The sequence below is a fragment of the Bradyrhizobium sp. UFLA03-84 genome, from assembly GCF_002289535.1.
Taxonomy (GTDB): Bacteria; Pseudomonadota; Alphaproteobacteria; order Rhizobiales; family Xanthobacteraceae; genus Bradyrhizobium; species Bradyrhizobium viridifuturi.
Genome location: NZ_NSJY01000014.1, coordinates 1058872 through 1072354, shown reverse-complemented (window position 1 = coordinate 1072354; position 13483 = coordinate 1058872). Strand labels below are relative to the sequence as shown.

The 13483-nt window shown below is 66.1% G+C and carries 8 protein-coding genes; 2 read left to right on the top strand and 6 right to left on the bottom strand.

The annotated features are described in order from the left end of the window. Nucleotides 1–110: 110 nt before the first annotated feature. Entirely contained in the window at nt 111–2264 is a 2154-nt protein-coding gene (locus CK489_RS26600) for a carbamoyltransferase C-terminal domain-containing protein (protein ID WP_095734365.1), read from the top strand. Here the strand turns inward: CK489_RS26600 and CK489_RS26595 are convergent. The 6 genes from CK489_RS26595 to CK489_RS42665 form a co-directional block, all read right to left on the bottom strand. After that, a complete protein-coding gene (locus tag CK489_RS26595) occupies nt 2224–3159 on the bottom strand; it encodes a DMT family transporter (protein ID WP_095734364.1) in 936 nt (311 codons plus the stop codon). The two genes, CK489_RS26600 and CK489_RS26595, sit on opposite strands and share 41 nt — an antisense overlap. Before the next feature lie 84 nt (nt 3160–3243). Beyond that, nucleotides 3244–4113, bottom strand: a complete 870-nt coding sequence (locus CK489_RS26590) for an NAD(P)-dependent oxidoreductase (RefSeq protein WP_095734363.1) — start codon at nt 4111–4113, stop codon at nt 3244–3246. Nucleotides 4114–4116: 3 nt separating this feature from the next. After that, nucleotides 4117–5248 (bottom strand): peptide chain release factor 2 gene (prfB, locus tag CK489_RS26585; RefSeq protein ID WP_106939930.1). Its coding sequence is split into 2 segments (ribosomal slippage): nt 4117–5178 and nt 5180–5248, totalling 1131 coding nucleotides; the frame shifts between segments, so codons are not numbered across the junction. Nucleotides 5249–5452: 204 nt separating this feature from the next. Further along, nucleotides 5453–7954 carry a penicillin-binding protein 1A gene (locus CK489_RS26580; RefSeq protein ID WP_050631413.1) on the bottom strand — a complete coding sequence of 834 codons (2502 nt, stop codon included), beginning with the start codon at nt 7952–7954 and terminating at the stop codon, nt 5453–5455. Nucleotides 7955–8190: 236 nt separating this feature from the next. Further along, nucleotides 8191–9531, bottom strand: coding sequence for an N-acetylmuramoyl-L-alanine amidase (locus tag CK489_RS26575; RefSeq protein ID WP_050631412.1), 1341 nt, complete (start codon nt 9529–9531; stop codon nt 8191–8193). A gap of 615 nt (nt 9532–10146) precedes the next feature. After that, nucleotides 10147–11115, bottom strand: a complete 969-nt coding sequence (locus CK489_RS42665) for a hypothetical protein (protein ID WP_283807308.1) — start codon at nt 11113–11115, stop codon at nt 10147–10149. Between CK489_RS42665 and CK489_RS26570 the strand changes: the two genes are divergently transcribed. Further along, nucleotides 11101–13419: an Rne/Rng family ribonuclease gene (locus tag CK489_RS26570; protein ID WP_283807307.1), complete on the top strand. Its 2319-nt coding sequence runs from the start codon at nt 11101–11103 to the stop codon at nt 13417–13419. The two genes, CK489_RS42665 and CK489_RS26570, sit on opposite strands and share 15 nt — an antisense overlap. The last annotated feature ends 64 nt before the right edge of the window (nt 13420–13483 follow it).

The following is a 13483-nucleotide window of genomic DNA, read 5'->3' as shown; positions in this document are numbered from 1 at the left end:
ACGCATACGCTGGCAAGCGCCGGGTTTTTCCGTTGGGCGAAACGGCATTGTTGCCTGGCGCTATTTATGATTGAAGGTCGATCTGGGGATCACGAGTCGAGGCGTTCTGATTGCGTAAACCGGACATTCGTACCGGTCCGCGGCATCCGCGTATTGCGGCTGCGGGCTATGAAATCACGCGCCGCCTCAGCGAACGTGCGCTGGCTGGTCGCGGCCTGCACAAGGTCAATGGCGAGTTCGCGCAAGCCACGATCGCCTCGATCCGCGAAAGGCTGCAGCGCGGCGAGACCGTCTATATCGCGGGCCTCGCCTGCCCCGGCACGCACAACACCGGCGTCGCGCTGGTCGAGGTCACCCAGAAGGACGGCCCGCGCCTGATCGTCAACAACGAGGAAGAGCGCTTTTCCGGAAACAAACATACCAACGAGTTTCCGCAATACGCGCTCGAGGATATGCGCAAGGTGCTGCAGCGCATGGGCCGCGACATCGGCGACATCGCGGCCTTCGTCACGACATGGGACTATCCGGCACTGCTGTCGATGCTGATCCGCACCTCGCTCGAGGAAGCGCCGGCCAGCATCAAATTGCTGCGCGCGCCGATCGCGCCCGCCATCAACCTGCGACAGATGGACCAGGTGCGGCGCATCTCGCGCAGGCTCGGCAGGATGTACGGGCTCGGCGAGCAACTGCCGCTGATCTGCATGCCGCATCACGACAATCACGCCTGGTACTCGTTCACTGCCTCGCCGTTCGCCGATCTGCGCGAGCGCGTCGCGATCGCGGTGCTCGACGGCACCGGCGATCTCGGCTCGATCTCGCTCTATGTCGCCGAGAACGGCGAGATGAAGCAGCTCTATTGCAACGAGAGCCTGTTCGATTCGCTCGGCGCCTTCTACACCGTGATCTCGTCGAGCCAGGGCGGCTGGACCTGGCTCTCCAGCGAGGGCCGCTACATGGGCGCCGCCGCCTGGGGCGACATGAACCGCGCCACCAATCCCTACTATCAGCGATTGAAGGACGTGCTGCAGCTCGGCCCCGACGGCAGTGTGCAGCTCAATCGTGCGATGGCCAATTGGTATGCCGATCCCGCCGACAATCCGTACAAGCAGCCGCTGATCGACATCCTCGGTCCGCCGCTGCGACCCGATCAGCTCTGGAATCCCGACGCCGTGCTGCGCGTCGAGGACATCAATCACCGCCCCGACACCAAGGATCGCGTCGACAAGGCCGCCGCGACGCAGCTGGTGTTCGAGGATGCGATGATCCATGTCATCGATCACCTCTTGCGCATCACCGGCACCGATCGCCTGGTGCTGACCGGCGGCGTGGCGCTGAACGCGCTCGGCAACATGCGGCTGCTCGAGCATTTTGACGAAGCGTGGTTCGAACGCGCGCAGCAGCGCAAGACGCGGCTGCACATGTGGGTACCACCGGTGCCCGGCGATCCCGGCGTGCCGATCGGCGCCGCATGGCTGTTTGCGCATATGGCGGGAGCGCCGCGCGGCGCGCCGCTGTCGCATGCGTTCTATTGCGGCCTGCCGCCCTCGAACGCCGACATCACCGCGGCGCTCAACGCCGACGACATAGCCTCGACCGCGATCGGCAATGTCGCAACGTCGGAGGGGCGCGATGCCGTTGCCGATCTGATGGCGAGCATGGTGGCGCAAGGCGGCGTGATAGCGATCTATCAGGGCGCGGCCGAGACCGGCCCGCGCGCGCTCGGCCATCGCTCGATCCTCGCCAACCCCTGCGATCCCGAGGTGCGCGAGCGGCTCAACGAGCGCGTCAAGTACCGCGAGGCGATCCGGCCGCTGGCGCCGATGGCGACGCTTGAAGCCGCACGCGATTATTTCGAGCTGGAAGACGGCGCATCCGACGGCGACTACAACGCCTACAACTACATGGTGCTCACGGCGCATTCGAAGCCGGAAGCGCGGGCCAGGATTCCGGCCGTGGTTCACGCCGACGGCACCGGCCGCATCCAGATCGTGCGCGCGGCCGACGATCCCCTCACCTACGCCTATCTGAAGGCGCTCGGCCGTCACATCGGCGTCGAGATGTCGGTCAACACGTCGTTCAACGTCGCAGGCCCGATCGCGCAGACCCCGGCGCAGGCGATGGACACGCTGCGCCGCTCCAAGGGCCTCGATGCCGTGGTGCTGGTCGCCGATGACGGCACCGCCTATGCCGCCTGGCACGGCGGCGAGCGCGACAGCGGACGCTTTACCGGATGGTATGCGGCGTGGAAGCAGGCGCGCGGCTGAACCAGCTCAGCACACGCCCGTCGATCAGCAGCAGCGCGCTTGAGATCACGAGCGCGCCGATGATCTCGCGCAGCGCGATCGGCTCGCCGAGGACGAGGTAGCCGAGCAGCATCGCGGTGACTGGAATTAGCAGCGTCACCAGCATCACATTGGTCGCGCCGGAGCGCTGCAGGATCTGAAAGAACACGATGTAGGCCAGCGCCGTCGACAGTGCCGCGAGCCCAAGCACGGCGAGCCACGTGGTCGAATGCGGCATCGGCAGCAGCCAGGGCCGATCGGCCACGGCGGCGATCGGCGCCATCATCACTGCCGATGTCATCATCTGGAATGTCGCCGTGCCGAGCGGCGGCACGCGCTGTGGCAGCCGCCGCCCGACCAGCGCCGCGATGCCGTAGCTGAAGGCGCCGGCGAGGCACAGCAGGATGCCGATGCCCTGGCGGCTCTCGAAGCCGAGTGCATCGCCGTGCAGGATCGCGACCCCGATCAGCCCGACCACCACGCCCGCGACGCGGCGCGCCTGCAGCCTCTCCTCGCCGGCCGTTGCCATGATGATCACCGCGAACAGCGGGGTCGTCGCGTTGAGGATCGAAGCCAGCCCGCTCGGAATATAGGTCTGCCCGAACACGATCAGCGAGAACGGCAGCACGTTGTTGAACAGCCCCATCGCGAAGAACGGCGCCCAGGCGGAGGCGCCGCGCGGGAATTCGATCTTCGCGGCTCGCAGCAGCGGCAGCAGGATGATCGCGCCGAGCATGACGCGCAGCAGCACCAGCGTCAGCGGCGGCAATTCGCGCAGGATCACGCCGTTGAAGAAGAACGAGCCACCCCAGAGCACCGACAGCAGGCCAAGCAGGCCCCAGTCGCGGCGATCGATCCTGTTGTCGGTGGAAGGCATGTCGGGCTCTCGTCGGCGCTGGCACCGCTGACTAGCGCGATGCTGCGAAAATTCCCACCCGATTTCCGTGAATGACGGCCCTGCCTATTTCGGCCGCGACACGATCTCGATCATCTGGCCTTCGTCGCCGTCGGGGGCATGAGCCCTCGCCTTGTCGTAGGCGGCGAGCGCGGCGCGGCTCACGGGCACGCCGGGCAGCAGCGTCTCGGCGAGCCGCACGGCATATTCCGCATCCTTGTGGCGCAGCGCCGCAGTGAAGGATGCGCCGGAGAAATTGCGCTCGACCATCCGCTTGCTGTGGCGGATCACCTGCGGGCTGGCGATCGCGCCGGTCCCGAGCGCCTCGGCGACCAATTTCATGTCGAGACCGGCCTGCTCGGCGATCGCAACGCCCTCGGCGAGGCTCGCGATCTGCACCGCGCCGATCAGGTTGTTGATCAGCTTGAACACGGTGCCGGTGCCGACCGCGCCGAAATGGCGGATCGTGCTGCCGATCGGCGCGAGGAACGGCCGTGCCTTGTCGAGGTCGGCACTGTCTGCGCCCACCAGCAGCGTCAGCTTACCGGCGGCTGCCGCTTCCGGCAGGCCGGTGACGGGGCAATCGATGTAGATCAGGCCGCGGCTCTGCAGTTCGCGCGCCATATCGAGCGTGTGCTGATAGGAGACCGTGGAGCACTCGATCGCAAGCGTGCCGGCCTTCATCGTGGCGGCGGCACCATCCCTGGTCAGCCAGACGGCGCGCGATGCCTCATCGTCAGCGACCATGGTCACGACGGCATCAGCATCGATTGCCGCATCCTCCGGAGAGGTCGCCCACAGCGCGCCGCGGGCGATCAGGTCCTCGGCCTTGGGCTTGCTGCGGTTCCACACCGCAACAGTGAAGCCGGCATCGAGGTAGCGCGTCGCCATCCCGTGGCCCATGCGTCCCAATCCGATGAAAGCGACGCGCGGCATGGGCTAATCCACATCCTCGACGGAGCCGGGCCCGGTGCCGAAGGCACGTTGCGCCAGGGTCGCCGCCATGAATTCATCGAGATCGCCGTCGAGCACCCCAGAGGTGTCGGAGGTCTGCACGCCGGTGCGCAAATCCTTCACCATCTGATAGGGCTGCAGCACATAGGAGCGGATTTGGTGACCCCAGCCGATGTCGGTCTTGGCGGCCTGATCGGCAGCCGCCTGCTCCTCGCGCTTCTTCAGCTCGATCTCGTAAAGCCGCGCACGCAGCATGTCCCAGGCCTGCGCCCGGTTCTTGTGCTGGGAGCGGCCGGCCTGGCAGACCACGGCGATGCCGGTCGGAATGTGCGTGAGGCGCACCGCCGACTCGGTCTTGTTGACGTGCTGACCGCCGGCGCCGCCCGACCGCATCGTGTCGGTGCGGACGTCGGACTCCTTGATCTCGATCTTGATGCTGTCGTCGATCACAGGGAAAATCTGCACCGACGAGAACGAGGTATGCCGCCGCGCATTGGAATCGAACGGCGAGATGCGCACCAGGCGGTGCACGCCGGCCTCGGTCTTCAGCCAGCCATAGGCATTATGGCCGGAGATCTGGATCGTGGCGGACTTGATGCCGGCCTCTTCGCCCTGGGACTCTTCGAGGAACTCGATCTTGAAGCCGTGCTTCTCCGCCCAGCGCGTGTACATGCGCAGCAGCATCTGCGCCCAGTCCTGGCTCTCGGTACCGCCGGCGCCGGCATGGACCTCGAGATAGGAATCGAACTTGTCGGCCTCGCCCGAGAGCAGCGCTTCCAGCTCGCGCCGGGCAACCTCCTTCTTGAGGTCCTTGAGCGCCTTCTCGGCTTCAGCGACCACGCCGGCGTCGTTCTCGGCCTCGCCGAGCTCGATCATGCCGACCTGATCCTCGAGCTCGCGCTCGACTTTGCCGATGCCCGAGAGCGCGTCCTCCAACGAGGTGCGCTCCTGCATCAGCCGCTGGGCCTTCTGGGGATCGTTCCAGAGATTGGAATCTTCTGCGAGCTTGTTCAGCTCAGCGAGGCGTGCCGTCGATTGTTCGACGTCAAAGATGCCTCCTCAGCAGCCCGACTGACTGCTTGATCTCTTCAACAAGGCGTTCGATTTCCGCGCGCATGGTCTTTCAGGTGTTGGCGAAAAGGTTCCGGGGGATGTAGCGAGCGGCGCGGCAAAGCGCAATCGGCTTGGCCGCACTATCCCGGCGATTTGCGTTCGTAGGCTGCTGGAGCCATGCCCACGATTGCATCGGAACGGGGCTCTAGCGTTTTGTTTTGACGGCTGTTCTTCAGACGAGCCGGTGTCCGCTTCGCGCGAAAACGCCCTAGTAAAGTCCCCCGGTTCCCGGGCGCATGAAGAAGCCGCCGTCGGGCTGGCCGCCACTCTGCGACGGCTGCGGGCCGGGCGCAGGGCTGCGGCCATCGGCATCGGCGACCCCGATCACCGAGTAATTCTCCGGCGGCGCGGTGCCCGGCTTGAAGGCTTCGAGGATGGTGTTGCCGCCATCGCCCGGGCCGGCGCGCATGCCGGTCTTGGCGTCGACGCGGATCAGCTTGATCCCGGCCGGCACCTTGAACGGCGTCGGCGGCTTGTCGGCGAGCGCGAGCTTGAGGAAATCGCGGGCAATCGGCGCGGCCACGTGACCACCAGTGGCGGTGCGGCCGAGATTACGCGGCTTGTCGTAGCCCATGTAGACGCCGACCGCGAGATCCGGCGAGAAGCCGACGAACCAGACATCCTTCTCGTCGTTGGTGGTGCCGGTCTTGCCGGCGATCGGCTTGCCGACCTCCTTCACGACGGTCGCGGTGCCGCGCTGGACGACGCCCTCCATCATCTCGGTGATCTGGTAGGCCGTCATCGGATCGAGCACCTGCTCGCGGCGATCGACCAGCTGGGGCTCCGGCTGGCTCTTCCAGCCCCCCGGCGCGTCGCAGCCGCGGCATTCGCGGGTATCGTGCTTGAAGATGGTATGGCCGTAGCGGTCCTGGATGCGATCGATCAAGGTCGGCTTCACGCGGCGGCCGCCATTGGCGAACATCGAATAGGCCGTGACCATGCGCATCACGGTGGTTTCGCCGGCCCCGAGCGCATACGACAGATAGTTCGGCAGCTCGTCATAGACGCCGAAGCGTTTTGCATACTCGCCGACCAGCGGCATGCCGATGTCCTGTGCGAGGCGCACCGTCACCGTGTTGAGCGAGCGCTGCAACGCGTTACGCAGCGTGGTCGGGCCGTAATACTTGCCGGTCGAATAGTTCTCCGGACGCCAGACGCCGGCGCCCTGCCCCTGATCGATCTCGATCGGCGCGTCGATCACCGTGGTCGACGGCGTATAGCCATTGTCCAGCGCCGACGAATACACGATCGGCTTGAACGACGAGCCCGGCTGCCGGTAGGCCTGCGTCGCCCGGTTAAACTGGCTCTGGTCGAACGAGAAACCGCCGACCATCGCCAGCACGCGGCCGGTCCACGGATCCATCGCCACCATCGCGCCGGAGACCTCGGGCAACTGCCGCAGGCGATACTGGCCTTCGACCGCCGTGCCTTCCTTGGTCACCAGCGGATCGGCATAGATCACGTCGCCCGGCTGCAGCACCTGCGACACCGCCGTCGGCGCCTTGCCCTTGGTCTTGGCCCAGCGCACGCCGTCGATCGTGATGATGCCGGTCTGCCGCTCCTTGCTGACCGCGCCGCCGAGTTCGCGGCCCGGCTGGAAGCCGATCCGCGCCGACTGATCGCTGGTCTCGAGCACCACTGCCATCCGCCACGGCGAGATGTCGGAAAGCGATTTGACGTCGGCCAGCTTGACGCCCCAGTCGCCGGAAATGTCGAGCTTGTGCAGCGCGCCGCGCCAGCCCTGCGCCTCGTCGTAATTGACGAGACCTGCGACCATGGTCTTGCGCGCCATCACCTGGATCTTTGGATCCAGCGTGGTGCGCACCGACAGGCCACCCTCGTAGAGTTTCTTTTCGCCGTAGCGCTCGAAAATGTCGCGACGGACTTCCTCGGCGAAATACTCGCCGGCGAAGATGTGCGCGCCGTTCGAGCGGCTGGTGACGTTGAGCGGGTCCTTGCGCGCCTTGTCGGCATCGGCCTGTTTGATCCAGCCGTTCTCCAGCAGGCGGTCGATCACGTAGTTGCGGCGCTCGATGGCGCGGTCGCGGTTGCGGACCGGATGCAGCGCGGCCGGCGCCTTCGGCAGCGAGGCAAGATAGGACGCCTCCGCGATCGTCAGCTCGTTGACCGATTTGTCGAAGTAGACCAGCGACGCCGCCGCGATGCCGTAGGCACCAAGCCCGAGATAGATTTCGTTGAGATAGAGTTCGAGGATGCGGTCCTTGGAATAGGCGCGCTCGATGCGCATCGCCAGCAAGGCTTCCTTGATCTTGCGCGCGAACGAGACCTCGTTGGTCAGCAGGAAGTTCTTGGCGACCTGCTGGGTGATGGTCGAGGCGCCCTGCGGGCGGCGGTTGGAGCCGTAGTTCTGCGCGTAGAGGATCGCAGCGCGCGCCATGCCCTGGTAGTCGATGCCGCCATGCTCGTAGAAGTTCTTGTCCTCGGCGGCGAGGAACGCGTTGATGACGAGCTTCGGCACCGCCTGGATCGGCAGATAGAGCCGGCGCTCCTTGGAATATTCGCCGAGCAGCGCGCCGTCAGAGGCGTGCACGCGGGTCATCACCGGAGGCTCGTAGTCCTGCAGCTGCGAGTAATCGGGCAGATCCTTGGAGAAATGCCAGATGGCGCCGGCGACGGCTGCGACTCCGACCAGGAACACGACGGTTCCAGCGGCGAACAGGAAACCCAAAAACCGCACGAGCAGGCGCATTATCGACGTTCCGTTCCTACCCTCCGGCGCTCAGTCGTCAGAAGCGCCTGTCCAAAAGTGCGAAACCTCACACAACGAGGCCTTGGCCCAGCGAGCCATCGAGCGCACACGAAAATACAAGAGCCGCCGGACAATATGGTCGATTCTGCGGACCTGCGGTCCATTGTCTATACCGTCGGCGCTGTGGCCAAACTAGGGCTTCCGGGCAACGACCCCGGCTTTTCAGACTGCCGATTTCACTTTGCCGGTCCGGCAGTTGCCAGCCGTTTGGCGAAGAACGTGTCGATCGCCTGGACCATCGATCCGACGGCCTTGTTCCGCCAGTTCTCGGACACCAAGTGCTCGAGGTCGCCCTTGTTGGAGACGTAGCCGATCTCGACCAGCACGGACGGCACGTCGGGAGCCTTCAGCACCCGGAAGCCAGCCGATTTCAGCGGATGCTTGTGCATCCGCACCGTGGTCTTCATCTCGTCCATCAAAAGACGGGCGAACCGATTGGAAAAGGTCTTGGTTTCGCGCTGCGCGAGGTCGATCAGGATGTCGGCGACCTCGGTCGGCTCGTCGGTCAGGTTGACGCCGGCGATGGCGTCAGCCTTGTTCTCCGCTTCCGCCAGCCGCTCGGCCTCGGCGTCGGAGGCCTTGTCCGACACCGTGTAGATCGTGGCGCCCTGGGCATCGCCCTCGCGGCGCGGCAAGGCGTCGGCATGGATCGAGACGAACAGCGCCGCGGATTGCGCGCGCGCGATCTTCACCCGGTCGTTCAGTGGAATGAAGGTATCGTCGGACCGGGTCATGACCACGCGATATTTGCCCGACTTCTCGATCCGGTCGCGCAGCGCAAGGCCAAAGCCCAGCACCAGGTTCTTCTCGGTCTGGTCGCCGGACTGGGTGCCGTTGTCGATGCCGCCGTGACCGGGATCGATCACGATCAGCGGGCGCGCGTCGGTGGTCGCAAGCGGCGGCAGCGCCGCGCTGGTGACGGCCGGAATGGTCGCGGTGGTGGATTCGGAGATCGCCGGCTTCAATTCGGGTCGGCTCTCCGGCGCGAGCGACTGCACGAAGCTGGTGCGATCGACCTGCTCGAAATCCAGCACCAGCCGCGGTGGCTGGCCATTGGCAGCGTCGAGCACGTAGGAATTGGCGATTTTCACCGGACCGGTCATGTCGAACACTATCCGCGAGCCGCCGGGCATCACGAGGCCATAGCGGAACGCCTTCACCAATCCCCGCGCCGCCGAGCCGGTGCCGGCCGCGAGCTGGAAATTGACCTGCGGGATGTCGACCACCACGCGGTACGGGTCGGCCAGCGGGAAGGCGCGAAACTCGATCTTGCGGTCGAGATCGAGGATGAATCGGGTCTGCTTGTCGTCTCCGGCGAGCCTGGCGCCGGATGCGACCGGGAAATTCGGGGTGCTGGCGTCGGACGAGGTGGCGGCGGGCGCGCTTGTGGGCGGCGCAGACTGACCGGTCTGCGGTCCTTCGGCTGCGCTCGGGGCGCTGGCCACGGCAAACACCGATGCTGCAGCGCACAACAGCCCGCATCCCAGAAAAACAAGGTGTTTTGCGCGGTTCTCCACCCGATTCGGAGCCTCCCAGCTGCTTCTTACCGCATTAGAACCACACGGTTAATCGCACCCTAATGACGCCAAGGCGAAAAGAACCGAGTGTTGCGGCGGCGTGACGCTTCGCTTGCGCGCGACGGTCAATCCACGTATGTACGGGATGCTGACGGCTAGTACTCCCGGTTGTGTCGCGTTCAGCCTCCCGGTGCAGCGGTGGAACCTTCCAAGTCGAAGATCCCGCCGTGTTTTTCCGGTCCCTCCCCAGCCAGCGCCGCGCGCGGCTGACACGGAGTGGCGGATTCAAGCCCGAGCGGCGTCCGGTCCCAGACACACTCCCTCGCCAGAGGGACGGTTTGAGACACGGCGTAACCGATTATCCGGTCCCTTGGGGCCTCGATATGCGATGGCCGGCAGGCGCTTCGGCGCCGGACGGGGCTTTCAGCAAAAGATACGGCGGTCAATTTCGCCGCCAACATGTTTAGACGGGCCGACGCTTAATGCGCCAGACTGTATTGCCGACCAGGATCCCCCGAATGATCGCGCTGACGCGAGGTGAAAACCTCGCCCGTCGCATCATCCCGGTGAGTTCCCGTCCGGCGCTGCGCCGCGAGACGCGTTTTGGCCTTCCCCTCACCCCCGAATCAGGTGGACCGTCGCGTCACCGGGCGGCGCAGTTTGCGCGCGCCATGATCCGCGCCCGCCGCCGTCAAGAGCCCCAAAATGCCCAACAAGATGTTGATCGATGCCACCCACCCGGAAGAAACCCGGGTCGTCGTGGTCCGCGGCAATCGCGTCGAAGAGTTTGATTTCGAGACCGCCCAGCGCAAACAACTGCGCGGCAACATTTACCTCGCCAAGGTCACGCGCGTTGAGCCGTCGCTGCAGGCTGCCTTCATCGAGTATGGCGGCAACCGTCACGGCTTCCTGGCCTTCAGCGAAATCCATCCCGACTACTACCAGATCCCGGTCGCCGACCGTCAGGCGCTGATCGAAGCCGACGAGCGCGCCCATCGCGAGGCCGAGGAAGAGCACGAGAATCGCGGCCATCGCCGCCGCTCGCGCCATCGCAATGCCCGCCGCCGCGGCCATGGCGACCGTGTCCAGAGCGAGGTGATCGAGGGGGCCGGCGACGCCCAGGCGCTGCCCGCGGCCGAACACCCGGTCGATGCCGAGCACCATGAACATGATGCCGAGCACCACGAGCATGGCGTGATCGCCCACGAGGGTCACGAGCATGAAGCGCATGATCATGCGCAGCACGAGGACCACGAGCATCACCATGATCATGATCATGACCACGCTCATGACGATCATGGCCACGATGACCACGATCACGACCACCACGACCATGACCATGCGCACGACCACGACCACGCCCCGGCCGTGAGCGAGGCGCCGGCTGCCGACGCTCCGACCGATCCCGTCGTCGCGGTGGTCGAAGCCTCGGTTGCATCTGCCGCGCCGGAGGCCTTCGAGCCCATCGAGGTCAATCACGAGCCCGAGCGGGCCCATGAGGAGCAGGTCGAGGAAAACGCTGCTCATGCCGACGACGCGCCGCATGTGGCTGACGACGAAGTTCACGCCGTGGCCGATGAGCATGCGGTCGCCGAATATGCCGCGTTCGCTGAAGTGGCCGCGCCCGAGGCCGTGCCTGGCGACGACGCCGGTGAAGATGATGAAGAGGATGACGGCGAGGAAGGCGAGGAAGAGGACGTCGTCGAATCCGTCGGCGGCGACGATGTGCTCGAGGAGGTTCCGGAGCGCGCGTTCCGCCCGCGCCGCCAGTACAAGATCCAGGAAGTGATCAAGCGCCGGCAGGTGATGCTGGTGCAGGTCGTCAAGGAAGAGCGCGGCAACAAGGGCGCGGCTCTCACCACCTATCTGTCGCTCGCCGGCCGCTATGCCGTGCTGATGCCCAACACCGCGCGCGGCGGCGGCATCAGCCGCAAGATCACCTCGGCCCAGGACCGTTCCCGGCTGAAGGAAGTGGTCCAGGACCTCGACGTGCCCGAGGGCATGGGGATCATCCTGCGCACCGCCGGTGCTTCCCGCAGCAAGCCGGAGATCAAGCGCGACTTCGAGTACCTGATCCGGATGTGGGAGACGGTGCGCGACCTGACGCTGAAGTCGCAGGCGCCGACCCTGGTCTACGAGGAAGGCTCGCTGATCAAGCGCTCGCTGCGCGACCTCTACAACAAGGAGATCGACGAGATTCAGGTGGCGGGCGAAGCCGGCTACCGCGAAGCACGCGACTTCATGAAGATGCTGATGCCGGCGAACGTGCGCGCGGTGAAGCAGTATCGCGACGGCCAGCCGCTGTTCTCGCGGATGGGCGTCGAGAGCCAGCTCGACGCGATGTTCTCGCCGACCGTGCAGCTGCGCTCCGGCGGCTACATCGTGATCAACCAGACCGAGGCACTGGTCTCGATCGACGTCAACTCCGGCCGCGCCACGCGCGAGCACCATATCGAGGACACCGCGCTCAAGACCAATCTGGAAGCCGCGGAAGAAGTGGCGCGACAGCTGCGCCTGCGCGATCTCGCGGGCCTGATCGTCATCGACTTCATCGACATGGACGAGAAGCGCAACAACCGCGCGGTCGAGCGCAAGCTGTCCGACTGCCTGCGTCAGGATCGCGCGCGGATCCAGGTCGGCCGCATCTCGCATTTCGGCCTCCTGGAAATGTCGCGCCAGCGCATCCGCGCCAGCGTGCTGGAGAGTTCGACCGAGCCCTGTCCGCAATGCGGCGGTTCAGGCCACGTCCGTTCGGTCTCGTCGGTGGCGCTGCAACTGCTGCGCGGCATCGAGGAAATCCTGATGAAGGGCGCGACCCACAATCTCGTGGTCCGCACCCGCACCGACGTCGCGCTCTATGTGCTCAACCACAAGCGCGGCCATCTGCGCGACCTCGAAGACTCCTTCCGCGTCTCGCTGTCGATCGTCGCCGACGCCACGGTGCACGGACAGCAATCCTACATCATCGACCGCGGCGAGCAGGTCCATACGCTCGAAGCTGCCAAGGCGCTGCTCGCGGCGCAGGCGGCCTCCGCGCCCTCGCAGGCCGAAGAGGCCGATGACGAGGAAGAACTGTTCGAATACGAGGCAGAGGTTGAGACCGACGAGACCGAAGGCCTCTCCGACGACCGTGCGGCCGGCGAGGAGACAGGTGCCGCCGAGGGTGAAGGCGACGGCCAGCGCCGCAAGCGGCGCCGCCGGCGCCGCGGGCGTGGTGGTAGCGAGGCGCGTGACGGCGCTCAGCCGCCGCGCGAGGACGGCGATCTGATGCATGTCCTGCCCGAAGGCACCGAGGCGGTAGCCGCCTCCGATGCCGAAGGCGAAGAGGAAGAAGGCGACGAAGCCCAGGGCGCAGCCCGCGACGATCAGGCCGGCAACGGCGATCGCCGTCCGCGTCGCCGCGGACGCCGTGGCGGCCGCCGCCGGCGCGGCAGTGGCGGGCCGGATGATGGTCTCGCCGGATCGATCGCAGATGAGCTGAGCCCGGCGCCGGCGCCCGAAGCCGCCGACGCGGTCGCCGATTTCGACAGCCACGACGCGGAGCCGGCGCCCTCGCTCGTGCAGCCCGAACTGATCGCCGCGCCGCCGGAATGGCAGCCGGTTGAAGCCGCGCCTGTTGAGGCGGTCGCCGCGCGCGAGCCCGAACCCGTTGCAGCGCCCGTCGCAGACGACACGGCCGCCGAAGGCGACCGCGCGCAGCGCCGCCGCTCGACGGTGCGCGAAAAGGTCAGCTTCACGTCGAGCCCGCAACCGGAGGCACCGGCTCAGAGCCCGGCGGAGCACACTGCCCCCGCGCCTGAACCCGTAGCTGCTGCGCCAGAGCCCGCAGCGGCCGAGGCGCCGGCCCGCAAGGGTTGGTGGTCGCGCCGTTTCGGCGGCGGCAACTAGCGCCAGCGACAAGTCAAAACGCCCGGTTCACGCCGGGCGTTTTTATTGGACAGGTCATCCGTTC

Coding starts and splice junctions, on each gene's coding strand:
- CK489_RS26595 (WP_095734364.1), bottom strand. CDS start 3,159: ATGCCTTCCACCGACAACAGGATCGATCGCCGCGACTGGGGCCTGCTT.
- CK489_RS26590 (WP_095734363.1), bottom strand. CDS start 4,113: ATGCCGCGCGTCGCTTTCATCGGATTGGGACGCATGGGCCACGGGATG.
- CK489_RS26580 (WP_050631413.1), bottom strand. CDS start 7,954: ATGCGCCTGCTCGTGCGGTTTTTGGGTTTCCTGTTCGCCGCTGGAACC.
- CK489_RS42665 (WP_283807308.1), bottom strand. CDS start 11,115: ATGCTCATCGGCCACGGCGTGAACTTCGTCGTCAGCCACATGCGGCGC.